23 protein-coding genes are annotated in these 23,067 nt (G+C 56.8%); 10 read left to right on the top strand and 13 right to left on the bottom strand.

Going from position 1 to position 23,067, the window contains the following annotated elements:
* Window positions 1–549: 549 nt before the first annotated feature.
* The 3 genes from P5W99_RS00805 to P5W99_RS00795 form a co-directional block, all read right to left on the bottom strand.
* Window positions 550–792 carry a hypothetical protein gene (locus P5W99_RS00805; protein ID WP_434661488.1) on the bottom strand — a complete coding sequence of 81 codons (243 nt, stop codon included), beginning with the start codon at window positions 790–792 and terminating at the stop codon, window positions 550–552.
* A 93-nt stretch (window positions 793–885) separates the two neighbouring features.
* On the bottom strand, window positions 886–2,088 hold the full coding sequence (locus tag P5W99_RS00800) for a hypothetical protein (RefSeq protein ID WP_434661486.1): 1,203 nt from the start codon (window positions 2,086–2,088) through the stop codon (window positions 886–888).
* Window positions 2,089–2,279: 191 nt separating this feature from the next.
* The gene (locus tag P5W99_RS00795; RefSeq protein ID WP_434661484.1) at window positions 2,280–2,666 is read right to left on the bottom strand and encodes an N-acetylmuramidase domain-containing protein; all 387 of its coding nucleotides are present in this window, start codon (window positions 2,664–2,666) and stop codon (window positions 2,280–2,282) included.
* Window positions 2,667–2,719: 53 nt separating this feature from the next.
* Here P5W99_RS00795 and P5W99_RS00790 point away from each other — a divergent pair, with 53 nt between their 5' ends.
* A complete protein-coding gene (locus tag P5W99_RS00790; protein WP_434661483.1) occupies window positions 2,720–2,854 on the top strand; it encodes a hypothetical protein in 135 nt (44 codons plus the stop codon).
* 961 nt (window positions 2,855–3,815) lie between these two features.
* Here P5W99_RS00790 and P5W99_RS00785 read toward each other — a convergent pair.
* Complete coding sequence (locus tag P5W99_RS00785; RefSeq protein WP_434661482.1) at window positions 3,816–3,983, bottom strand: hypothetical protein; 168 nt, start codon at window positions 3,981–3,983, stop codon at window positions 3,816–3,818.
* A gap of 549 nt (window positions 3,984–4,532) precedes the next feature.
* On the opposite strand from P5W99_RS00785, the gene P5W99_RS00780 reads away from it, so the two are divergent.
* Entirely contained in the window at window positions 4,533–5,768 is a 1,236-nt protein-coding gene (locus P5W99_RS00780) for an HNH endonuclease (protein WP_434661481.1), read from the top strand.
* A 148-nt stretch (window positions 5,769–5,916) separates the two neighbouring features.
* Here P5W99_RS00780 and P5W99_RS00775 read toward each other — a convergent pair whose 3' ends face one another.
* Window positions 5,917–6,264 (bottom strand): helix-turn-helix domain-containing protein, encoded by a 348-nt coding sequence (locus P5W99_RS00775; RefSeq protein ID WP_434661480.1) that lies wholly within the window; start codon window positions 6,262–6,264, stop codon window positions 5,917–5,919.
* 211 nt (window positions 6,265–6,475) lie between these two features.
* On the opposite strand from P5W99_RS00775, the gene P5W99_RS00770 reads away from it, so the two are divergent.
* The 4 genes from P5W99_RS00770 (at window position 6,476) to P5W99_RS00755 (ending at window position 10,070) form a co-directional block, all read left to right on the top strand.
* A complete protein-coding gene (locus tag P5W99_RS00770; protein ID WP_434661479.1) occupies window positions 6,476–7,078 on the top strand; it encodes a hypothetical protein in 603 nt (200 codons plus the stop codon).
* 27 nt (window positions 7,079–7,105) lie between these two features.
* Window positions 7,106–7,555, top strand: coding sequence for a hypothetical protein (locus tag P5W99_RS00765; RefSeq protein WP_434661477.1), 450 nt, complete (start codon window positions 7,106–7,108; stop codon window positions 7,553–7,555).
* Between the two features lie 337 nt (window positions 7,556–7,892).
* Complete coding sequence (locus P5W99_RS00760; RefSeq protein WP_434661476.1) at window positions 7,893–8,879, top strand: FRG domain-containing protein; 987 nt, start codon at window positions 7,893–7,895, stop codon at window positions 8,877–8,879.
* Window positions 8,880–9,293: 414 nt separating this feature from the next.
* Window positions 9,294–10,070 (top strand): SMODS domain-containing nucleotidyltransferase, encoded by a 777-nt coding sequence (locus P5W99_RS00755; protein WP_434661475.1) that lies wholly within the window; start codon window positions 9,294–9,296, stop codon window positions 10,068–10,070.
* Between the two features lie 181 nt (window positions 10,071–10,251).
* Here the strand turns inward: P5W99_RS00755 and P5W99_RS00750 are convergent, their stop codons facing one another.
* The 5 genes from P5W99_RS00750 to P5W99_RS00730 form a co-directional block, all read right to left on the bottom strand.
* Window positions 10,252–10,659: a hypothetical protein gene (locus tag P5W99_RS00750; protein ID WP_434661473.1), complete on the bottom strand. Its 408-nt coding sequence runs from the start codon at window positions 10,657–10,659 to the stop codon at window positions 10,252–10,254.
* A 173-nt stretch (window positions 10,660–10,832) separates the two neighbouring features.
* Window positions 10,833–11,117, bottom strand: a complete 285-nt coding sequence (locus P5W99_RS00745) for a hypothetical protein (RefSeq protein WP_434661472.1) — start codon at window positions 11,115–11,117, stop codon at window positions 10,833–10,835.
* A 239-nt stretch (window positions 11,118–11,356) separates the two neighbouring features.
* On the bottom strand, window positions 11,357–12,247 hold the full coding sequence (locus P5W99_RS00740) for a hypothetical protein (protein ID WP_434661471.1): 891 nt from the start codon (window positions 12,245–12,247) through the stop codon (window positions 11,357–11,359).
* Window positions 12,248–12,659: 412 nt separating this feature from the next.
* Window positions 12,660–13,973, bottom strand: coding sequence for a nucleotidyltransferase domain-containing protein (locus P5W99_RS00735; RefSeq protein ID WP_434661469.1), 1,314 nt, complete (start codon window positions 13,971–13,973; stop codon window positions 12,660–12,662).
* A gap of 23 nt (window positions 13,974–13,996) precedes the next feature.
* Window positions 13,997–14,161 (bottom strand): hypothetical protein, encoded by a 165-nt coding sequence (locus P5W99_RS00730; protein ID WP_434661467.1) that lies wholly within the window; start codon window positions 14,159–14,161, stop codon window positions 13,997–13,999.
* 167 nt (window positions 14,162–14,328) lie between these two features.
* Between P5W99_RS00730 and P5W99_RS00725 the strand changes: the two genes are divergently transcribed.
* Entirely contained in the window at window positions 14,329–14,652 is a 324-nt protein-coding gene (locus tag P5W99_RS00725) for a helix-turn-helix domain-containing protein (RefSeq protein ID WP_434661465.1), read from the top strand.
* On the top strand, window positions 14,633–15,514 hold the full coding sequence (locus P5W99_RS00720) for an ImmA/IrrE family metallo-endopeptidase (protein WP_434661464.1): 882 nt from the start codon (window positions 14,633–14,635) through the stop codon (window positions 15,512–15,514). The genes P5W99_RS00725 and P5W99_RS00720 overlap by 20 nt, the downstream gene beginning before the upstream one ends.
* Window positions 15,515–16,376: 862 nt before the next feature.
* Here P5W99_RS00720 and P5W99_RS00715 read toward each other — a convergent pair.
* Window positions 16,377–17,318 carry a hypothetical protein gene (locus P5W99_RS00715; protein WP_434661463.1) on the bottom strand — a complete coding sequence of 314 codons (942 nt, stop codon included), beginning with the start codon at window positions 17,316–17,318 and terminating at the stop codon, window positions 16,377–16,379.
* Between the two features lie 228 nt (window positions 17,319–17,546).
* Window positions 17,547–18,593, bottom strand: coding sequence for a hypothetical protein (locus P5W99_RS00710; protein ID WP_434661462.1), 1,047 nt, complete (start codon window positions 18,591–18,593; stop codon window positions 17,547–17,549).
* 885 nt (window positions 18,594–19,478) lie between these two features.
* Between P5W99_RS00710 and P5W99_RS00705 the strand changes: the two genes are divergently transcribed.
* The gene (locus tag P5W99_RS00705) at window positions 19,479–20,129 is read left to right on the top strand and encodes a potassium channel family protein (RefSeq protein ID WP_434661460.1); all 651 of its coding nucleotides are present in this window, start codon (window positions 19,479–19,481) and stop codon (window positions 20,127–20,129) included.
* A 3-nt stretch (window positions 20,130–20,132) separates the two neighbouring features.
* Window positions 20,133–20,582, top strand: a complete 450-nt coding sequence (locus P5W99_RS00700) for a hypothetical protein (RefSeq protein WP_434661458.1) — start codon at window positions 20,133–20,135, stop codon at window positions 20,580–20,582.
* 376 nt (window positions 20,583–20,958) lie between these two features.
* Here P5W99_RS00700 and P5W99_RS00695 read toward each other — a convergent pair whose 3' ends face one another.
* Window positions 20,959–22,353 (bottom strand): hypothetical protein, encoded by a 1,395-nt coding sequence (locus tag P5W99_RS00695; RefSeq protein ID WP_434661456.1) that lies wholly within the window; start codon window positions 22,351–22,353, stop codon window positions 20,959–20,961.
* Between the last annotated feature and the right edge of the window lie 714 nt (window positions 22,354–23,067).

Below are 23,067 nucleotides of genomic sequence, written 5' to 3'. Positions count from 1 at the left end.
CGGGCACTTGGCCGCCATGCACTCGCGCCGTCGCGCTCTGGATTCGTGATGCAGCGGCCTGCGTCATCGGGGCGCGCCCCGTCCCGGCCGAAGGAGTAGCGGATTTTGCACCTGATTTAGCCATGATTTTCCCTTTCTGAGGTTGGAGTGTCGTTGCCACCGCGGCAACGAAACGAACGATATCCAACGCCTTTCAGGAAATCACCCGCGCGGGTGCCGAAAAAAATCCGGAAAATGCACAGGGAATAGCGCAGCCGAATTGCCGGGCGTGCTCTCCTCCTTTCAAACGTCCACTCGTCGACAAGCTTCGGTCATTCCATGTCCGAGCTCGGGCGACCCTTGATGGCCGAACTGAGTCCGACGCGTTCGGCTCGTTCGACCCATAGGTGCCGTTCGGTTCGCCTCCTTTCGAACTTCCGCTATAGAGCGCAGTCCGGTCCAAGGCCCGACCCTAAGCAAGTGCCGGCGATGCGTTTCACATGGGCACGCCGCACTTCTGCTAGAACCAACGGCGAGTAAGCCAAAGTTTGTCGATCGACATACGAAGGCTCACGCCATCATTGCCCCCCGCTCGAACTCCCTTGTGCTGGAAGGAAGCTCCGTGACCATGATGTGAAAGACATTTAGTACGATGAAGCTTTCAGCGCAATGATGCGAGCCGAAGTCTGCAAATATCACTACGTGCGCTATCCGAAGCATCGCGATCCAATCGTCCGCGCCGATCGACGTCGGGCTGATTTCCATCGGAAGGCTGCGGAAATCTGCGAGCGTGCGGTCATGGCGGAGCTTCACGTGCAGGCTGCATTGCTTTAACGAGGAAATACTTACTTCGGCATGACCCTAGGCGCGCGCCTATGGTCATGTGCCGTCGTGTGCCATCCATCCTCACGGAGTGGGACATTTCATATTCTGACAAACCTCTTCGAGAACCCCCCCTGGACAAAATCGTTGCTTGAGCCGGTTAGCCGCTCCCGTTGCTACAGAGACTGCCCGGTCTAGCGATGCATTTGTTTGGACCTTGAGCGCGTATGCGTGGTCTTTAATCTCGGGCACTTCTGGAGCTAGCTTTTCTGCCTGAGATATCGAACCTATTACCCCGGGGTACTTCCGAAGAACTCCGTCCTTTCCAGCGAGCCGATCAACGGTCTCTGTGTAGCACTGGTAGACGCCACCTTCCAAGTGATGAGAGGCTGCTTCAACCTTTTCGGTTTCATCGGCAAGTTGATCCTGAGCCTCTTTTAGGAACTGAATAGCTTGCAGTTTTCTGCCGAGTGCAGCCGTATTTATCGCGTCAATTACTTCCAGATAATCTGCCATGCTGGCTTCGGCGGGTCCCTGTTCGTAAGACGTGAAAGTTCGCTCCCACCAATTCTTGCTAGGGGGAAAGCTTACCTGAAGAAGTCGTTGCTGCGCATCAGCTTTTACAACGTCGCGTGGATCAGCCTGCTGCATGGTTAGATAGGCAAGGTCTTTCGCTGCGATCACGCAAGTGTCTGCGTCATGACAGCTATTCTCCAGTCTTCTCCACGTAAGCCAAGGGCGACTCACTTCGATACGAATATCTCGAACCGCCGTGAGTGCCTCCGATCCGGAACTGCCAGCCGACACATCACAGGCAGTGATGTCTGCCGCATGCAGAAAGTCGCCATACGCGTCCACGTAGTCACTGGGAGCCGAGTTCGCATGGAACGCGGTCTCGAGCCGCACCCGCTCGTGCCGAAGATCTTTGACTGGAGCAGGCCTTCCTCCAAACAGCAAGTGCTTGGCTCCAGTGATTACGTTGTCGGCCGTACCTACGGCAGTACAGCTGGCATTCGCAAGCTGATGCGCGATCGTGTCATTAACCTTGTCGATGTAACCATAAACGCTTGCGTCCAGCATCGGCAGGGCCTTCACAATCAGGTCTAACGTCTGGTTCTTGATATTTTCGGGCATCTTATCGATCAAGGCGCGCGTTTCGGCATCGAGGCCCGCTTCTACACTCGCGTTGGCGGAAAGTCCAATATTAAAGTCCGCGGCGTGAGCATGACCGCAAGAGAGGAACGTCGCGAGTATCGCTGTTATCGGTTGTAGCCGGCTCCAATGCATTTTGGATCTCCCGATTAAGGTGAAATTGGTAACCCAGCCTATTTTCTAAAGTTTCCGAAGCACTGTCTGCTTTGCGAAATGCGGTTCCTATTGCCCCTGCTGCAGCTTTTATAATCGGATCTTTGCCAGGTCGCCGTCAACTTGTTTAAATGTAACGGCATAACTGGCGGGCTCGAAGGCCGCCTCTATCATTATCCGATCAGTTGTGCGTAGGCTTGCGCCAGGCGTGAGTGGTAGTTGTTTTTGGCTTCCCCGCTGCCGTTGTACTGCTTGGCGAAGCTCAGCAAGTTATGCGACACGAGTGCGCTCAACATCGCGCCGTCGTTCATGTCCTTCACGTACTCGACAAACGCGTCGAGCTGTTGCGTCTCCGTCGTCTGCATCGCGTTCGTGAAGCCCTCGACGCTACTGAAACCACACTGGGTATGGTAGTAGCCCATGATCTGGAACAGACCCCACGAGGCGCATCGCAGCGCGAGGCCCGTGTCGATGCCGTTCGTGGAACAGATCGCCTCTGCCTGCTGCAAACGGGTCCATTCGGCCGAACCGCCCTGATAGCCTCCCGTGCTCGTATTCACGAGGTTGGGATACTGGCGCCATCAGCTGCTGTACCGTTGCGGTCGGGAGCACTGTGCAGGAATCACCCGCGACGATCGAGCGGAAGATCGCGGCAGTGCGCGCGGCGACCGACCGGCCGTTCGGCGTGAACCTCACTCCCACAGGCACGAAACCTGAGTTGCTCGATGCCGAACTCGACCTATGCTAAGTTGGGAGCATGTGCGGTACCGCACACAGCGTAAGCCGTTTGTCGTGCCATATTCGCTCGGCAGCACGCCTCGGAAGAAGCAATAACAGTGGGATGTAGTTCGACCTGTTAGCACCAGTCCGCGCTTTTTGATCTCAATTCTTTCCACCAGATATATGCGAGCGCGAGGGGACTCTTATGACCATTTTCGTTCAGCGATGCGTCGCAACGTACTAACGGTTCGATGGGGACCGTCCTGGCTGATTGTTTGTTGCGCCATTCTGGGCTCCCAAAGTGCAACGGCCGCTGATGCCACTGCCTCATGCGTGACAGACGGCGGGTTCTGGGGGACCTTCGGCGTTCTCACTCTAAGGTCGGACGTGATAAATCACGATACGAGCAGATGGTATCGGTGCGAATCTCATTGTCAGTTCAGGGGCAGGTCCGGCAGACCTGTAAATCTGGATTGCACGGGCTTTGTTCCGCCGAACCAGCAGGTTTGGAGGCTTCTTTGCGCGAGACCCCTTGCCGTGGGTGAAGAGCTTGTCAACAATAATCCAATGATGGCCAATCGTCACACATGTACGCCACTCGCCGGTCCTCCGCAATGATGATACGGAAGCATCTCTTACTCGAGGGCAGGAGTTGGCGCGTGATTGTCTCTAACGAATTGGAGGGAAAGATGCTCCGGAATGCTACAACTGCGGTCGCGTTTTGTGCCGGTATTGCAACTTGCTGTTTAGCTACCTATGCGCTTGCTCAGCCAATTCCAGGAACTGGGCGCAATGTGCTAACTGCAATCCCGAAAGGCGGTGGCCCGCAAATTTCGCTTTACCGCTTTGAGACAGCAACCGAGTGCCAAGACGCTAAACCGTCTTACGGGGTTAAGTACCCAGCGGACAAATTCAATGTGGTTTGCATCTTCGAGTGAGCCAAAACTGCAAGGGAGCAGGTGGTAACGGATTTAGTGTGGGCTGCAGCGTCACTGTCCCGTGACGAGGGCAACAACTGGATCCCGGTTGTCCTTATACGAAGGCCAAATCAGACCGAGGAAATAGGCGGCAAGGACGAGGAGACCGACGACCTGCACGGCAGGCGATTCCAGACCAACGCATTTTTTGCGCCCTACCCTAGCGGTCAAAAGCTTCATGCGTTGCTCCTGCCTGATGGATCAGCGGACAACCGGCAACTTACGAGTTCTTTGTTCGGCCCCTACCAGCGTCTCGCGGCGCTCGAGCTCGCTCGGGAAGGTAAGAAACTCCAGTCAGTATCGGCGGTGGTTACATTCATCTAAACGGGTGTGAAACGGCGCCAACGATAAGCGAATGCCCGCTTTACTTGGGTGGTCGGACACCCGAATGTCCGATGGGCGCATGGGGCGAACGTCTCATCATGGCCGGGTACTGCCTGACGCAGTAGTCCTTCGACCCTGAACGGCCCTTCAAACACTTACGACGTCAACGGCAGCTTCTTTGGACGCAACAGCCCTCAACCGCTAGCCGCTGACCGCAACGTGCCTAGTGCCGTCCAGCGCTACAGAGGCGTGCGTAGTTTGCGACACGGTGAGTCTGGCGAGCGCTCCAACGTAACAAGAGGCTTTGCGTTCGTCGGCTAGCGCACAGATGTCGCCGTACTGTCTGAAGAAAATGTGTTTTATGTTGTCGTCCATCGACTGGGTTGTGTCAAAGCGGAACTGATCATGGCCCCTGCACGCGATCCCGAGACCCTACAGAATCTGACCAGGGAACATCTCCAGGCAGCCGCCCTAGCATGGAATTCGAGACAGCGAGCCTGGGACTTCAAGTTCACGACGCCCCAGGAGGTCGTCATCAGCGGCAGGAGGTACCCGACCAAAGCTATTGTGGCGCTGGCACACGAACTGGCTGGTCTTGGCACACTGACGAGCAAGCAACTGGCCGGCGAGGCTGCCCGGCGACGCCTGCTGGCTCTGGGCTTCTCGCTGGCCACCGGCCACTCGCTGGAGCAGATAGAGCGAAAGCACGTCGAGTCGGGAGCCGCGGCAATGCGCGAATCCATGAAGTACGCGATCGCCCAAAAGAACATTGCAGAGAAGCCGCATGCAACTGAATGGCGGGTCTGCATTGACGGATTTTGGTACAGTCCGCACGCGCTGCGCCACGAGGCATACGCGGCTGCCGGATTGACGACGAACTTCAAGCTGTCGAAGTCCGAGTACGACCGCTATCGAACACATTTGACAGCCCTCGGCTTCCGGGTAGAGCGCGGTCGAAAGCCCGAACGCGCCCGAACCACACCGCGGAGCGCCAGTGATCTTCGCCGAGCCGCAGCGGCGCTACGTGGACCTGTCGACGATGCAGATCCGCTGCAAATCGTGCTGGATGGCATAGCCTATTCCGCAGGCGCCTTGCTCGGGCTGACACCTGGCACAGCGCCGAGCGTTCAGAATCTCGCCGCCATCACCGAGGCAGGTGCGGTTTTGCGGGCTGCTCCTGACCCGCTAGACCGTGATCTCGATGCACTCGCGGCGCGCACCGACCTGCCGACTGAGGTCCGGCGCGCGGTCACAACACGCATCGGACAGGGGCGCTTTCGCGCAGCACTTATGCAGTTGCATGGCGGGTGCATGGTGACTGGCACCTCTACGCCAGAAGTATTGCGGGCAGCCCACATTCACCGCTGGACGGATTGCGCGGTAACACCAACAGCGCGCCTGGATCCAGAAAACGGGCTATTGCTAACGGCCAACCTTGACGCGTTGTTTGAAGTCGGCCTGATTGCCTTCGGCGACGACGGGGAAATCTTGATTTCGCCGCGGCTAGATGCAAGCGCACAAGCCGCGCTCGGCATCCACGGTGGCATGCGACTGGCGTCGACTCCGTCGGCTGCGCAACGTGCATACCTGGCCATGCACCGGGATCGCATCCGCGTCACGCGCATAAACGAGACAGCATGATTTCGCATCGAAGGACCGCTCTCTCATTCTAACTTGTCGTTCGAGCCGTCATCTCTACGCTCAATCGAACCGCTGTTCGTAGCCGAACTCTGCCTGATGTCTGTTATTGATATCGGCCGCACCCGCGTCAGCAACCAGCTTGATCCCCTCAGCGTCGCGCAAGGCGACCGGCCAGACGCTCAACAATCTCGACGACCATCGTCCGGTCATTGCCGCTAAGCTTCGACAGAAGTTGGCCGACGTACTTCCCCTGATCACTGCTGCGGGTGCTGGCCCCAGTCAGCAGATCGGCAGCATCGCACTCGAAGATCTCGGCTAACTCCACCAGCCGGGCCACCGTCGGCATCACGAGCCCGCGCTCCATGCGGGACACCGCTTCGTTGCCGATCCCGAGCTGTTCCGCAACCTGCTCCTGCGTAAGGTCGCTCTCCACGCGATGCTTCGCTATCGCTCGCCCAACCAACTCCGCCAATCGGTCTAGATCCGTTCCCGGCATGCGCTCTCCATTTCAACCTGAATGGTTGAGCATCACCCCATTGATTTGAAGGACTTTATAGGTTGAAATTAAACTTTTAACGATGAATGTCGTTACTGCTCATGACTGCGCTGCGTTCCCGGGGGGGTAACCCGGACAATCTCCCCGCTTTCCGGCGCGAGTGGCAGACACCACAACCCGAAAGGGCCATCACGCCTCAATAGGAAGACTCATGAAAGCCAAACCCAAAAGAAAACTTACACCGATCCTGCTGTGCGCATGCTCCGCAGCACTGCTCTCCGCCTGCTCGCATGGTCCATCGGAAAGCGATGCGAAGGCAGTCATCAAAGAGAGGTTCGCGAGTTGCCAGTACCTGTCGCTCAATGACTTCGATAAGACCAACGGCATTCCCGGCGACGACCCATCGAACTACCGCGTCGAAGTCAAATACACCGCGACGCTTGAACCGACCGACGACCAGAAAGACAGCCTGCGTCACTGGATCGACGACGCCGTTCAGGCGCAGAAGATCAATGCCGGCTATATGCAGGCGATGAAGGCTGATGCAGCCGCACACATCTATCACGGTCAGGACGAAGACGACTACCACCAAAAGTTGGATGCCCTGCAGCAAGACATGAAGCAGTACCTATCGGTGCACGGCTTCTTTGACAAGGTGGCAAACGACTGTCCGAATGTCGACAGCCAGTTCATCCATTCTTTCTACGACCCGAAGGGCAAGTTCTCCGACTACACCAGCGATGGCATTACAGGCACGTTCACCGAAACGATCCAGATGATCCACACCGACAACGGCTGGCAGGCCGCGCGGTAACGCGCAGCTACGGTCACGCTGTACGACATGAACGGCAATAAGGTGCGATCGGAGCAGGTCCAGAACATCGCTCGCAACTACGCGCCAGCGGCAGGCAGCACGGTGGCGTGGCAAACGCTGGGCAACGATGTGATCGCGAACTACCTGACGCCGGGTGGTTCCGGTACGCGAAGTGCACCGGGCACGTCCGCTTCGCTCGACTGGACGATTCCGGCCAATTCGCTCTATCCGAACTTCTGGGCATCGATCAATTCGCTCGGTGCTGCCCAGACCGGCATACCGGCCACCACTTACGATGCGACCGTATGGGGATCGAATAGCGGCAACACGCCGTCACCGCTCACGTTCAATACGCCGTTCGTCGATGTTCTGACCTCCACTGCGAACTTATCTGCTGAGCAAGCGGTGCAGGTTCAGCTTGGATGGCAGGCAGGCGGCGAGTATTACGTCAACACGTGGCAGTACGGCAATCCGTAACGCTGGCCCGTCGGCACAGAGGAACCCGCTACAAGGCGGGTTCCTCATTTTTTGCCGTCGCCTTCAGTAGTCGGGACCCTTCAATCAGAAACACCTGGTGACATAGCTCGCCAGGCAGTCCCCAAACAGTTCACAGGAACGAGCGCTCTCGCGACAGGAAACCCTCACTTCCAGGCTGACTAATTCTGGTTCGGGGCGACGTTCATTTTCGTGAATATCCGCACGCGGCGTAACCCACTCAAACTTTAACAGAGCCACATAAAGCCACTACCCTCAGTTTTGCGCCGGAGATGCCGTATACGTACATGGAACGTATATTCGCCAAGCAATTCTCAGCTTGGGTCCGGCGCTACAGGCGCGCCGCGATAACAAGCTGCCTCAGCCTTCATACGTCGAAACGGGTCACCCGGATCAGCACGCCCCTTCACTCCTTCTTAAAAATATGTCGAAACTAAAGAACCTACGAATCAGAGACGCACAGTGGCTGTTAGATCAGACTTCCGGTGCCGAAGTGCTGCATGTAACCGATCCTCACGCACTAGTTCAAGCGGCTGGGTATCTTAAGTTTCTGGGCGCCACCAACGACTCCCATACCGTTTTCTTTCGCGGCCAAGGCCGATATCGCAGCCAACTCTCACCCTCCCTTTTTCGTGGGCTCTCGAACGTTGGGCCGCAGAGCGATCGAGTAGGCGCACTGAACAAACTGATCGTTGCGGCAAAATCCAAAAGCAAAACATTAGCGGAACTTCCGGACGCAGCGCTGGAACCACTATTGCAACACTACGGCATTCGAACAAGCTGGATCGATCTCGTCGACAACCTATGGATTTCGCTATGGTTCGCCTGTCATCGCTTCCTGAGCTCCGGCGAGGCTGGCGAATATGCTCACTATGAGCGCCGTGTACCACGACGAGAAAGCGATGCCGACAGGTTTGCCTACATCGTTCTAGTTGCCGCTGAAACTGCACATGACACAAGAAATTCCGCTGGATTCTGGCACGGGACCAAGACGGAGCTAATTGACCTCCGATTAAAAGTGCCTTCCATCTTTGTTCGTCCGCACGCACAGCATGGAGTACTGTTTCGGCTTAAGGGGACCGGCGACAAACGGCCGTTGGATTACAGTTCTGCGATCGCAGGAACGATTCGCGTCAACCTGGAGGACGCATTGGAATGGCTAGGAGATGGCCGCCTGCTGGATGTGCGCGGACTGTTTCCACCCGCTTTCTACGACCCGGGATATCGCATTCTGCTCGACGACTTTCGTGCCGCTGGGCTACTCAACGACCCGGTCACGGGTACTATCTGGCATATAGGAACGTAAATCGCGAAGGCACATGAGAGCAATGCGTATTCGGCGAAGTCGAACAATGGTCGGCAGCTTCCGAAATTCTTGCACGGCTTCCCCGAAATCCGCATGAACTTGGCTCGCCCTTGCTTTCCAGTAATTCCTCGACTCACTCAACCACGGCAACTGCTGCGGCGACATGTGCCCAGCTCAATCCAAACTGGATAGTTTCTGAGTTCGGCAACACACGTGCGGCGGTTCATCGTGAAACTCGCCGGACCACCCCGATGCTCTGACGGCTTCGAGCGCACTCGCCACGAGGCCCATCCTGATTGCATAAGGTACCATCCGCAGTGCATACGCGATCCTCACCAGGGCTTTCGAACCAACCGAAACCCTTCGGCGACCTGCGATGTGTGTGCACAGCGGCAAGTCGAAGAGGAGGACAGAATGTCGGTATTGAATTTTCTTACGGGCCTGGCCAGCAATGCCGTACTTTCGTCTGCAGAGCAGTCATCGATTACTACCTCAATCGCCACCCTGCAAGCCCGGATGGAACAGCATTTCGATCGCGGCGTAATCAAACGGCATTTCCGCTTCGGATCGTCAACACGGGGAACTATCCTGCCACGCTCAATGGACGAGCAGTCTGACATCGACTACATGATCGTCTTCAGCGACAACAACGCGACGCCTCAAACATATTTGAATCGCCTGAAGACCTTCGTCGAAAAGCGTTACGGGTCGTCAGAAATTTACCAAAGCAGTCCAACCATCGTCCTTGAATTGAATCACATAAAGTTCGACCTGGTGCCCGCAACTATGACATTGTTTGGCGATCTCATGATCCCGAATGGCACAGGTGGTTGGAGAGGAACCAATCCCAACGACTTCAATTCCACTCTTGAAGCCAAAAACAAGGCGAACAACTCGCTGATCAAACCTACCATCCGACTATTCAAATATTGGAACGCGGCCAGCGGCTTTCCGTTCGAGTCATTTGAAATGGAAAAATGGGTGTGTGGCCTCAGTTTTTGGTGGCAGTCGAACCAGAAGGATTATTTTTTTGCCGTCATCGAGAACTTGAGTACGAACTGGTCATATGCGCAATGGGTAAACAATGAGATTGTCCGTGCGAAAGCTACAATCGCCAATATCAAGAGGTACGAGAGGGGTGGCCTGCCTGCGACAGCAGAAGCTGAGACCAGGAAACTGTTTCGACTATGAGCAAACAGCGTAACGCTCGATACGATGGCGGAACCGAATCTGACCGCCTGACAGGACCAAAAGCGTCAAACTCGGAGACACATGAATGCGCTTGTGAGATCGAAGGCCGGGACAGAAGGCCTTATGAAAGAGGAACCGCTGGCCGATACTGGAGATTGTGTAGTCGCACCGTGGGTACGACCTAGCCCGCAACAGACAGGCTGCTGTCGCTCCTACTGGGCTGCGGCATTAGCGTCGCCGTTGTCGATGACAGGAGCAGGCGCTGGCGAATGATGACGACGTGACGATCTGCGCCACAGGCGAAACCGCAGCGGGCTGCGCCGATAAGTCCTGTAGAACTGAGGGCATTAAAAGCTGCCAATAGCCAGGCACGCTGCACAAGCCCAGAAGGATTCCGGCACCTCCAAAAAGTAGTCCCTACTTTTTGGACTTGCTTGACCAGTTTCCGCTCGCCCGGCTTGCGATTGCTCCAATACGTCTTGCCCAGCGGTTTGCCACCATGTTTCTCGCGCTCGCGCATGATCGTCCAAGCCGTGACCGTCTCTCGCCCGAACTCCGTAACGTACGCCCAGCTCTTGCTGACTGACATTCATGCTCCCGCAACTATTGGTGGCAACCCGGTTCGCGGAACTTTGAACGAAGAGCGCGATGTGTCGTTTCCATTCGGCAACTTCAGCATACCGTGGCGAGAACCAAACACAGTTACCGCAGTGAATACGCCATATCGTGATGGAAATCGAAACAGCGCTCGAGTCCAGCGACCTAGAACGCCGGCATCTTGCTCACGTCATAGTTCGTCTTGTTCTTTGCAATGCGCAATTCGACCTCTACTGGCTCGCCAAGATGGGCCTGCTTTCCATCTGCGCTGATCTTGCCGGTAAGTACCGTGTTGCCAGATTCGATCAGTTCGACCACCTGCTTCGCCGATTTCGCCCCCAGCTGATTCCACTTTGTTGTTTTTGGATCTTGAAGCCAGACGAGAAAGGACGATGCAACGTGATTGTTCGGGTTCTTGTGATTCGCCGCCGTAATGCAATAGTTAGCCATAGTGGTCTCCGAAACGTCGCCGATATGGGCGAGCGAACCCCTCTGTTGGGGGCCTTTGCCGGAAAGCAAGAGCCGCGGGAGTGCGAAATAAGTCGCTCATCGCGTCGGCCGACGCAAAACGGGCCCAGCCTACAGGTTACCTTTAACCGCCGTAGCGGCAGCGGTCCTCTCGTTGCACCTTCATCGATCATCACGATACGAGCGCTCACGAGGCGCGACTCGCCCTCCTGATCGCGCCGTCAAAGCTTGAGCAGCGCCTTGATCGAGGTCCACTCCTTCGAAATCGACGGGTTCAATTTATCGAACGTCCCCGACGAAAGCGTGATGCCGGCCGTGGACTTCGTCGCTTCATACGACGTCAACGAATCGAGAGCCATCGCAGCAAACGTCGAGGCAGCGGGGCGAGATTGAAACAATCGGTACACGTCGTCGTATGTCTTCTCGAATCGCATCCTCAACCACTCGAGTCGCAACCAGCGGGATACCAGTTGCTCGCTGAAGACCACCTGCGACGCTGCCAGAATCACGCCGAGATCGGACTGGCGATTAATTACACAGACGAGCCAGAGCACTGCATATACGAGAAGCTTGATGCGCTCGAAGCGCGCCATCGACAGAGCGATGGTTTTGCTGAAGAGGCTATTTTCGAGCAACTGCGCGGCGAGCTTCCTGTTCGGATCACGTGCTTCGTTGTTGTAGTAGCCGTCGGTCACTTCGTGACTAAGACTGACATCGAACGCGCACCCGAAAAAATCTTGACGACGTTTATCCTCAGCCCGGGGCGTCAGATACAACCGGGAAACCTGACCCAGAACAAACAGGACGATGGCATCAATCAAGAACCCGACCTGAACCCAATCGTAAATTCTCGGGTACATGCTCTTGTCGAGCAGCAGCGACAGAACCGACAAGACCGCACCGACGTAAAACAACCAGTCCGTCGCGGTATCGGCAAGCTCGACATTATCGAAGTAGCGTTTTCGTATCGGATCTGCGTTGGACATTTTTGTCTCAGAGAAAGCGTTCAATAACACCGGCAAGTCAGGTTTGGCGATACCCGCCCGAAAGTCCTCAGGCGACCGTTCGTCCGATGCCATACCGTCGACGGGGAGCCGACGGTGGATGCTCACCGCCCCCTGTCCATTTTCCCGTGGCCAGCCATTCCTCGAAGTAGCCCAGCCACTCGACGGCCCATGGAACGTACGTCTCCGACAACTTCATGCTCGTAGACCATTCACGCGCCTTCGGCCACCACAGGCAGAGTTTTGTGCCCGGACCGTCGTGCAAGTAGGTATGCGGCGGGCGCTTGCCGTTTGCGAGGGCACTCAGGTCGGGCTCCAGCACCAACAGATCCGGCACCTTGCGTCCGGCCTTCAGCCGAAGAAGGCATCGGTATCTGCGCGCATACGGTCCGGGGGAGGCAACGAACACGAAGCGCAGCTCCTTGCCGGAACACAAGGTAAATGAACTGTCCGCCAGTTGCAACGACGCGAGATCCAGCGCCCGTGCAGCAAGACTCGGTGGTGGCGGGGCGCAGTGCATTCAGTCACCGTAGAAGGTGTGCGGCTTCGATCTGGCGATGACGGAAGATGGGGCCGCGCTGCCGCCCATGATCGCCACGCGCCCTGCTTTCCGGCCCGCTTCCCGTCGCGCCCGATCATCCTTGAGTATCTCCGCTCCCGCGCGCTCCCCGAAAACAGCGAGCACGATGCGAACGACGGCATCCAGGCCAGCGTTTGCTTCAATCGCGTCAACGAGCTTGCGCAGGTCCCGACAGATCCGGGCATGCCACTCGTCAAATGCCCCCTGGCGCTCACGTGTGTTCATGCTGCTCGCGAGGTTGTCGTAAGGCGACGACGGGTTCAGGAGGTACCAGACTTCCCGGCCACCGAAATCGCGTTCCCGCGTGAAGTACCGCGGCATCGCCTCGACGATATCAAGCAGAAGATCGAGCGGCGTGGAATGGGGTTTCGGAGCCAGATCGACATACGCCGCAGCTGCGAGCGTAGTGATGAACACCGACGAGGGAGCGAAATCCTCGTGACCGGTAGCCTTCCCGAACGCTACGTTCCGATGCAGTTTGAGCAGCTGGACGAGGCGGCTCAGCAATCGCTCGAAAACCTCGTCGGCCTTCGGAAGGGGGGAAATGGACTTGCGAACGGAGTCGGCCGCGAATGTCAGATGCTCGACGGCAGTGAAGACCGGCGCAATCGCTGCTGCACGCGCAAAGCTGCGGGTCAACCCGCGCGGATTCGTGGGTTCGTACGTCCGCAACTGGCGATCTGGGACACGGCCATGCGTGTCGCCGTACGGCGCCCAGGATAGCGGATCGTCGACAACCGGCGTGATGTCCGCGAACATGCCGCTTGCATATTCAAGCGTGACGCACCGTTCCCAGCGCTTGATCTTCAGACTGTGTGCGCTCGCATATCGTGACAGGACGGCATGCAGGTGGTTGATCAACAACCCGGGACCACCGTCGCCGCCGTATCTCAATATGGCACGCTGATCAAGCCGGGCGACGAGATCAATGTCGAAGCCCTCACGCGATTCATCCGACGGCCTGAGCAACGTCCCCAGCGCCCTCGAGCCATGGCCATGAATGTTCGTCGTCAGACCGGCGAACTCGTCACTCTCGGCAAGATACTCCGCAGTGCTGATGTAGGAGGACTCGAGCGCCAAAAGTTGCGTCGCCGTGGGCTCGTGCGAGCGCGCGATCGTATCGGCAAGGTGAAAAAACTGCGTCGCGGCACGATACGAAAAGGTAGGCCGCCGCTGCGGCACCTGCGACTTCGCTCCGCGACCTTCTTCCCTGCCGCCGCCCAAAGGGCTAGTAGTCAGTGCTGGTGTACTCATTGCGCCGTCCTCCCGCTCTCGAATTAGCGCTTATGTTTCGCGGGATCGACCAGGGTGTAGGTCTGATGACGCCCGGGAGTAGGCGGCAGCGGACGGCTCTTCACCCCCGTCACTTCGGTGCGAGTCACGTTATTGCGGTACAGCCCGGAGGACGGTGCCGGCGTCCCCGGTTTCAATGCTTTCGGCATGATGCTCTCCTTCCGCTCAAGAGCTTCGCGCCGAATCCGATCACCGGACACGCACGCGAAAAGGCGTTCGGTCTTCTTGCCTTTTCGGTTCGGAAGTCCGACAATGAAAATACTGGACTTCCGAATGCGCGAAGTCAAGTACTTTTTTTATCTGAATTCAGAACATCATGCCAACTCTAGGCGAAAAGATCCGCACGCTGCGGAAACAGCGAGGGCTCACGCTCGATCAACTGGCCCTTCAGGTTAGCGCGTCCAAGTCATCGATCTGGGAGCTGGAGAATAAGGAAAAGGCACGCCCGTCGGCCGACAGGATCGCTGCCATCGCGCAAGCGCTCGGCGTCACCTCGACGTATCTGCTGGACGACACGCAAACCGAGCCTTCCAGGAAGGTCGCCGACGAGGCGTTCTTCCGAAAGTATGAACAGCTAGACGAGCCCGTTAAACGGCAGCTCCAGGACATCCTCGACGTTCTTGACCGAAAACGTGACTGATCAGCCTCTGTCGCCGCAGCGCGAAGCAATGAAGCTCGTGCAGCTCTGGCGGGCTGTACATGGCGCGGCATTTCCGATCCGGGCGGACGAACTGGCCATTGAATGGTCGCGGCAGGTGTCGCCGGCTCGACCTATCGGCGAGGTTCTAGCCCAGGATCTCGATGGCTTCGAGGGCGGACTGTTCTGGTTACCCAAGAGGAAAGAATGGGTAATCCTGCATGCCCCTAACGAAGACGCTCCCGGGCGGGCGAACTTCACGATCGGCCACGAGTTCGGCCACTACGTGCTGCATCGCACGCGGGAGGAGGCGTTCCGCTGCTCCCAGAGCGCGACGCTCGGACTGGCGGCAAAGGCCATCGAGCGCGAGGCCGATCTGTTCGCCTCGTATCTGCTCATGCCGATTGATGATTTTCGAGAACAGGTAAAGGGAAAGTACATCACCCTTGACGTTCTCGGCGAATGCGCCGCCCGATACGGGGTTTCTTTGACGGCGGCCATTCTGAAGTGGATCGACTTCACCGAGCAGTCCGCTATCATCGTTTTCGCCCGCGAAGGGATGCTTCACTGGTGGAAAGGCAGCACGAGCGCGAAGCGATTCGGCTTCAGCCATCTCCACGAAGGCATGGAGCTGCCGATGCAATCGCTGGTGATTCAGCCTCGCTCGGGGACTTTTGACATTGACTCGCGCGACGGAATTGAGCATGAAAGTGGGATCTGGTTTCCCGACTCAAAGACTCGCGAGATGGCGGTCGTATCGGATCGTTACGACATGAGCATTTCGCTGCTGATGCTCGACGGCCCGACGTGGGACGCCGGTGAGGATGAGCTGCTGGCTCCACTCACTGGGACGCCGGGCTTCTAAGCGATAGCATTCGTTGCGATCGGCAACCAGTGGTCACAATCTCTTGCAGCGATCTCACACGAGCATTTTTCGGCGTAGCGTCCTACAGACCGCAGCATCTCACGAAGGCCGTTCTTACCGTGCGGATTGCCCGCCGCTCGGCGCATCACGAAACCGCAACCAAAGCGGTAAGCTTTCGATGCAGCCGTAGCATTACGGCGCGCGTCGCGCGTAAGCGAATGTCGAGCAAAGCCGGCGAACGGAATGCTCCCCGGTTCTCCCGACCACCAATCGTTGTCAACTGTCCGCCCATCACCGACGGCGATACCGACGTGCCAGTGCGTGTTCGGGCATCGCAAAACGCCCGTACGTCGCGGTCGCCAGAACACGACGTCGCCGGGCTTCAGATCCTCGAGCTTCACGACCTTCGGCCATCGCGACAATGCGGCGTCGACTGCCGACACCGACGCAAGATTGCCGATTGGATGGCACGCGGCGCGAAACATTGCGCTCACCGTGTACGCACATGAAAGCAGTCCCGGAAATTGCACGCCGAGATAGCTCGCGCGCGTGGCGGTGGTCCACCGCTGCACGCCGTAGAGAGAGCGTCCGGCAGCACGGCGCCAGGCGAAGCAAGCGCCGCGTGTGTCAGTCGCTGCGCAAGAGGCTGATCACACTGCACCCGCAACACCTCGCTTCTCGCTGCGTGCGAACTCTCGCTCATCATAACCACCGTCATCGATGCTACCGCGCCGAGACACCTCGTCACCTTCAATCGATTTCCTCGCGCTGCCATCGCTTCCGATTCCAATACTCCAAACAGTCTAAACGGGCGCCGCCCAACGAAAAGCACCCGTCAGACATTACGTTGCCTGCGGACCCCCTATGATTTCGCGAACGTCAGCGTCAGGTGATCGACGCTAGCCAGCTCGGCGCGGTAGAGATCGAAGCTCTTGCCCTCAGGCCTCTCGATGGTCTCCCGTCCCGGGTAGGCGCCTACGAAAAACGCCAGGACCTCTTCCCCGGCCGCAATAGCTTTTTCCAGCTCCGACATTTCCGCGAGGAACGCCTTTCTCCTGCGGGACCGATCAATATGCTCCTGCGGCACATACACCCAGATCCGATACGGCTTCCGGTCAACCCAAACCGGCTCGGCAAAGCGCAAACCAACGCCCTTGCCGTTGTACACGTTCAGTTCGGCGACCGTGCCGTAATAAATCAGGCCGGCCTCGTCACTGAAAAACTGTACCTTCTTGAAGAACCTCGCGAACGCCCTTGTCTTGCCGTCGATCGTAAACTGGCCGGCTTTGCTATCCTCGTCGCCGGAAAGAAAGCAGTCGACGACCTGGTCCAGGTAGCGTGTTTTGGTGCTTGTCTTGCGTCCGCCTCCACCGCCGTTGCCGCCAGTTCCGGTTCCGCCCGTCGTTCCTCCATCACCACCTTCGCCTCCGCCATCGCCTGTACCACCAGTTCTGTTACGCCTCGGTGGGTTCAAGACGAACTCGGTGGGAAAGTCGGTGGGTTTATAGTCATCCTCACCTTCAGATGGGCGACGTCCCTTTGCGCCGCCGGAGCCAGGCTGAAGGAACCCGCAATCTGGCTTGTGCTCGTCCTTTGTACGAAAGTGCAGCGCGCGTTTCGACTTGCGTGCCATGTAGATGCCGACGGGCGTCAGACGTACCCTACAGTCCTTGTCTTCACACCGAAACGTCAACTCCTGGCCGTAGTATTCGCTATCCTCGTCCGTGTACAGTTCGCGCGCCCGATAAGGCGTCAGTGCGTCGCCAGCTTCGTCGCACCAAGCGCGACCAAATTTCATTGCCATTCTTTTTATTCTCCAAACCGGTGCCCTCACTAAGGATCACTTTCCACTGCCGGCGGCAGGCCGAGTCGACCGACAGCACGTAGACCGACAATGCGAAAGTTGGTTGCACAAGTAACAGACGGTCTGTCCTTGAGCACAGCGAATCGGTTCGCCCGCTGCAATGTCAACGCCGCAATTATCCAAGGTCGCGTCAGGCAGACTACAGCGGCGAGCTACCCGGCTCGTGCGTCACGGGTCGGTTGGTGGCGTATGTACCTGATCGGCTCCGACCACTTTGTCATCGGATTGAGGCAGTTCACGCTGGAGTGACTGGTGCATGTAGTTCAACAGGGAAATCGTGCGAAGACCATTTTCCTTTGTCCCGTAGTCAACCGATTCCCCGTGGAGGACCATGTGACGGTTGAGCCCGGTGAAACCTTGAGGCCGCGCCTTCTCAGACAGTGCAATAGTCATCTCTGACTCCAACGGCGCAAGGAACGCCCGTGAGATCTGCGATCCCGCGAATTCCACCGCGTGCGCCAATACCTTCGGGCGTTCCCTTCCCATGAAAAGGTGCGCGTTTGCCACATCGAAGCAGATCCCATCGACCTGTGTGAGCAGGACAGGGATCGACATCAGGTACTGACCATTCAGGTGGGTGTCGAACGCGGCGTCAAGAACGGCGCCTCGATGGGGGTACGCCTGTATAAGGTCAGCGCGGATGCCCGGAATGCGTGCTTCGAAGTGCTCGACCATTGCAGTCTCGGCATCTGCCTGCCGTCCGTCGTCGACAGCCCGCTTGAAGCGCAACGGCTCGGACATTCCCATGTCGCGGTCCAGGTACCAGCCTGAGCGGCTCATGGCCACGAGTCCTTCACGCATCCGGCCCGGATACGTCTCGAACGTCCTGGCGATGGAGGCCATTTCCTCCGCCATTTTCCGTATCGGTTCGCCGATTGCACTCAACCGATCGCTGAAGGCACTGCCTACTTCGTTTGCTCGCTCAATAAGTGGCAGAAGCCCGAACGTGCGCTGCTGGAGTCTCTCCATGACGGCTCCGATAGCAGTGGGTGGATTCAAGCCGACCCGCAGTGGTTTCAGCCATGCCGGCTCCGAGAGTGCCGTCATCCACGGCATGCTGAGACCCGCTGCGTTCATGGCGGCAAAGGCGTGTCCCAGTTCAATCGCACCAAAATGCGTGCTGAACGGCCCCACTGGATGTGTCTTGAACTCGGCCTGTTCAGCCTTCGTGTCGTTCTGGTCACTGTCGTTCAATTCCGTCGACCTTTCATCCATGAGCTTATGTCCCGGGTTACACATTAAGGCGACGCTACCACGAGTGGGGCGCGAGATCGCAGACGGTGCCCGCGACGTTGTCGAAGCCGATGAAGTGGAAGTGATTTAACCCGATCGTCCTAGCTTCCCGGACTCGTGGATCGGTGCGACCAGCCCGGTCGGGGACATGGCACAACTTTTGGCCACCTCGGCGGCAACCGACTCACGAACGACAATAGTCGCGGCGTGGCCCGCGACTCGCTCAACACGACTACCCGGAGTCGAGCCCGATATCCGCGCGACGACCGTATGTTGCATGCATCGCCGGCTTTCAATCGCATGCGACTGCGGCGCGATCGCCGAAGACTTGCGTAAGTCCTGGAACAGGTCACGCGAAGTGATCTTCGATTTTGAGAACGACTGCGCACGCGAACTCCCGTCGCGAATTCAGTCGCGCCTCAGTCGGGCCCAGTCGGCTCGCGACCGGCGAACTAGCGGAATCAGCGGTTCAAGGGCAGCGCGATTTCACACTGAGACTGCCACGCCGGGGAAAGCGTCTTCGAATACAACGACGAATGACGATATGGCGACTAGCGGTACAGCGTTACGAATGCTGGATGGAGCAGCGAAGCCAACGTAGCCTCGAGGCGTCACGCCTCGGGCGCAATAGCAAAGCCCGATAGAATGCCCCGTCGTGTCGCCGTTATGCTTCCACTGGCTCGGCCATATTGGGTCCACCCAGACCATTCGAAAGCCTTGCAGATCCCTCCATACCCGGTGGCACAATAGTGACAAACTCATTGGTACCGGTACGCTCAACCCGCTGTTAGCACCGGCCAATGCACTCAATGGACCGAACCTTCGAGCCAGGAAATCTGACGACTTGCCGCGCCTGGCGCATCAAACATGAAAAAGTACACTGGCTGGTGGTTCTGGATTCTCTCGCCGACTTTCAAGCTTGCTGAAATAAACAAGAAAGCCCACCTCGCGAAGGATGACGGAATAGCGCGTCTGACCAAGGGTATCGGAAGGTACAACCACTTCTACTTCCTCACATCGCTCATTCTGGCAATCGTCTACGGCATCGTACTCGGTGCCAACCGGCATCACCTGCCAAGCTTCGCGGATTTTCGCATCCTGAGCGCTTTTATCTTTGGCTATCTGATCGCCTCGCGAGCGGTGGAGATATTTGCAGCCTTCCTGATCGACGCGGTCGAAAAGCTGAACGGCCGCCCATCCACCAGTGCCCTCAAATTTGGTGACCGGCTGCACCTTGCGCTCAAGAGCTACCTTGAGATCATGGTCGGCTTCGGATTGCTCTATTACCTTCTGCCCGACAAGTTCTTCAGCCACCCTTTCGGCAGCATCATTGAGGCAACGTATTTCAGCGCTGTCACGATGACGACCGTAGGCTATGGGGATTTCTCACCATGCCACTGGATCTCCCAGATCCTCGTGGTTTTGCAGGTATTCTGCGGCCTGACCCTGGCGCTCGTATGCTTTACCGTTTATACGACCCTCGCCCTCGCTGACCTCACAAACAAGAACAAGGAGTAAAGCTTGTTTCCCACTTCGCAGCTAACCGCAAACATTGAAACAGATGGCAGTCCGATGCCGCTTGGCGACCTCTCCTATTTTCTCTACCTGTTTCGCGCGCTATACGTAGCGGCACGCGAAGAGATGACGAGTTCGGGTCAGTTCCAAATCGAATCCATCGATCAGGTTAACCGTTTCGCGAGATTGGTCGCGAAACGGATCGGCACAAGTGCTCATCAGTTCGCCGACTTCGCATCCCGGAAGCTTAGCGATCAAGAAGACATTCGAGTCGTCAATATCTATCGCCAGAACCCACTTTTCGTTGTTTTCGAGGGGATCGGACTGTCGCTAGTAACTTGCGCAATCATAGCGGGTGGCTCGTTCGCACTTAACCAGGACACAATCGAGCTACCCAGTCTCCGGACAATGATCACGAAAATCCAGAGTGCGGTCTCGCGGCAACGTCGCGATTAAATGACGTCCGATTGAATAGCAAGAATGCGCCCGGCGACAAAAGCCAAGATTATTCCGCGTCCTTGCCGAAGCACTTCCGTCGTGTCTTGTGAAGCGGTTCGCGGATCTTGAAGATTCGGCGTTATTGAATCAGAATGCAATGACGGCGAAGCCACCAGCGGTACAGCTTTGCCAACGCCTGCGCAACGGGGTCAATACCGATTCAATGCGCAGCGCAATGAACTCACCTGCACAGCCTAATAGATCCCCATATCAGGCCGCTGATGGTCTCCGACTGCCGCCTTCATGCGTAGACATACCCGATCTATTCGAAAGCCTTACAGAGCCTGTTATGCATCAACCAGGTTATCGCCGCATCACAGGATGCACTCGGTTCCTACGCTACGGTATTGCGCCAGAGAATATCATCGGAATCGATGACTGCGCCAATCGACTGAGCAACACCGCCAATTCCCTGCTCTTCAATAGCGACATCCATTTTCGGAGATACAGAGCCCTCACCCGCACTATTCGAGAAGCGCGCCAGACATTCCTCAAAGTCGGCGACTGGCTTTGCCTTCACGAGCGGTAACGTCACTGCCGTCTTGCTGCGCTTTCTTCCCCTTCTCTTTGCTTCGAACTTAGGCGGCTGACTCTTCCAGAATGATCTATGCCCGTCGCGTTTCACCATGTCGAAGTAGAAGTCTGCCTTCGTCACGTACGGTACGACTTCCTCTTCGAGATTGCCGAGCTTATCGTCGCCGTATCTGACGGACCCAATTCCTTTTTTCTTATAGCTGGACCGAAAGCAGTTGTAGCTCCCACCCATGCCGCGCGTGATCGTCTCGTTCCAGTAGTGGCAAATCATCTCCGTAATGGCAGCATGCCGGCAGACGACGTCGCCGTTGAGGATGACGATCACGTGAAAATGGAAAGTCTTGTCAAGGCCGAATTCGAGCTTGATAGCGAAGCCCATGCCCTTGCAGGCACCGGCCGGAAGCATCTTGCTTAGATCACGTTTGAGGAAACGTCTCAATGCCTCTCGATGGCTTCTCACGTCCTCGTAGGTAATGGCGTGTCCACCGGAGAACTCGGCATCGCAATAGTACTTTGCATACCCGAGATCGAAGCGCAACACAGAGAGGTGGTGATTGACATTCAGACAAGCGAGAACCAGCGACCACAGCGCGTCCCTGTTACTGGCCGGCTGCCTCGCGAGCTTCTCGATCCAGTCCCGGAAAGCCTGGCTATTGCCGTTCCTGCGGATCTCGTCGACAACGTCGTTCAATGGCTGAACGTATTGGATTAGCCTATCGGTGCCACTCACCTTCCAGTCGGCGCTATCGAGCCACTCGTCGTTGGCGACTTCCACGAATGGCGCACTCCCGTTGGCGAGGTGTATCTCGCGCGTCACAGCCTTGTAGAAGAGATCGAAGTATCGATTGAATTGACCAATGCTCGGATACGTGTCTAGTACGCGATCTAGATCCATCTGCAGGCACTTCAGGAAGCACTCGCCGAGCTTATTCATCTCCAGCCTAGACGTAGGCGGTCTCAATCGACGATCAACCTCCACGTCTTTCAGATGAAAGAGATTGCGCTTCGACTGAATGATCCCTTTGACACACTCCGTGATCTGATGCACGCCGCTCGCAATGCTCCCGTCACTCGGACCGTATGAAGACTTGACCTTGCCATCTTTAAGGTCAAAGTGAAGTGTTTTGTAAGAATCGATCTCGAATGCGTCTTCGACGTTCGGGCTACTGCTGTTTAATTGGTTGTCCGTTTTCATTACTCATCTCGATAGTTCACTAGTCGCAGCCTCGTCAATCATGGAAATCGACTCGACCTCAATCAGGAGCATGCTCGATGACAGCGAGACACTACTCCTCAAATCATTCGGATGAGCAATAAGAATTTACGGTAACTTGAACGTAATGATAATTTCTACGTTGTTGATCTATCTATCGATCGGCATCTAAGGGATGCCTTTCGAGCGACGAGCGATGGTACTGAAGGAAAGGATACCGGGCGGGTGCTCAGGAAGGGGATGACAATACAGGTGCGCTAACTTGAACGTGATAGAAAGGACAAAACACAACAATGACAGATCCGGAATTCACTATCAGCAAAAGAGCCTGCTCATTGAGGAATCGAGATTGCAAATTGCTTTTCCTCACGCATTTTCAACCAAAAACCGCTCGCCAAGTTAGCGGGTCGAACAGAGTAGTCAAGGACAACCTCCTCATTCGAGATCCATGTATTGATCGCACCTTCCCCTTCTCGCCCCCCACTGACGTATGCCCCTTCGCCATAGTGAAACCATGTCGCTCCACAGCTTCGTAGGCCCGTAGATCAATGAGCCTTCAATTGGCTCCGCTTTGCATGTGAATCAGCGCATCGGCACAGGCTCCATTCTCAGCCCATTTCGCGTGAACTGCTTACGCGGCGGCTAAACCGATGACGTTACTCGATCGGCGCGCTAAATGGCAGGAATCGCACCGAG

This window comes from Paraburkholderia sp. A3BS-1L, assembly GCF_051125215.1.
Taxonomy (GTDB): Bacteria; Pseudomonadota; Gammaproteobacteria; order Burkholderiales; family Burkholderiaceae; genus Paraburkholderia.
This window is presented reverse-complemented; position numbering and strand designations above follow the sequence as displayed.

Coding starts and splice junctions, on each gene's coding strand:
- P5W99_RS00755 (WP_434661475.1), top strand. CDS start 9,294: ATGTCGGTATTGAATTTTCTTACGGGCCTGGCCAGCAATGCCGTACTT.
- P5W99_RS00785 (WP_434661482.1), bottom strand. CDS start 3,983: ATGAAGCTTTTGACCGCTAGGGTAGGGCGCAAAAAATGCGTTGGTCTG.
- P5W99_RS00705 (WP_434661460.1), top strand. CDS start 19,479: ATGAAAAAGTACACTGGCTGGTGGTTCTGGATTCTCTCGCCGACTTTC.
- P5W99_RS00725 (WP_434661465.1), top strand. CDS start 14,329: ATGCCAACTCTAGGCGAAAAGATCCGCACGCTGCGGAAACAGCGAGGG.
- P5W99_RS00780 (WP_434661481.1), top strand. CDS start 4,533: ATGGCCCCTGCACGCGATCCCGAGACCCTACAGAATCTGACCAGGGAA.
- P5W99_RS00735 (WP_434661469.1), bottom strand. CDS start 13,973: ATGAGTACACCAGCACTGACTACTAGCCCTTTGGGCGGCGGCAGGGAA.
- P5W99_RS00800 (WP_434661486.1), bottom strand. CDS start 2,088: ATGCATTGGAGCCGGCTACAACCGATAACAGCGATACTCGCGACGTTC.
- P5W99_RS00750 (WP_434661473.1), bottom strand. CDS start 10,659: ATGTCAGTCAGCAAGAGCTGGGCGTACGTTACGGAGTTCGGGCGAGAG.
- P5W99_RS00730 (WP_434661467.1), bottom strand. CDS start 14,161: ATGCCGAAAGCATTGAAACCGGGGACGCCGGCACCGTCCTCCGGGCTG.
- P5W99_RS00745 (WP_434661472.1), bottom strand. CDS start 11,117: ATGGCTAACTATTGCATTACGGCGGCGAATCACAAGAACCCGAACAAT.
- P5W99_RS00765 (WP_434661477.1), top strand. CDS start 7,106: ATGAACGGCAATAAGGTGCGATCGGAGCAGGTCCAGAACATCGCTCGC.
- P5W99_RS00695 (WP_434661456.1), bottom strand. CDS start 22,353: ATGAAAACGGACAACCAATTAAACAGCAGTAGCCCGAACGTCGAAGAC.
- P5W99_RS00775 (WP_434661480.1), bottom strand. CDS start 6,264: ATGCCGGGAACGGATCTAGACCGATTGGCGGAGTTGGTTGGGCGAGCG.
- P5W99_RS00715 (WP_434661463.1), bottom strand. CDS start 17,318: ATGGCAATGAAATTTGGTCGCGCTTGGTGCGACGAAGCTGGCGACGCA.
- P5W99_RS00710 (WP_434661462.1), bottom strand. CDS start 18,593: ATGGATGAAAGGTCGACGGAATTGAACGACAGTGACCAGAACGACACG.
- P5W99_RS00770 (WP_434661479.1), top strand. CDS start 6,476: ATGAAAGCCAAACCCAAAAGAAAACTTACACCGATCCTGCTGTGCGCA.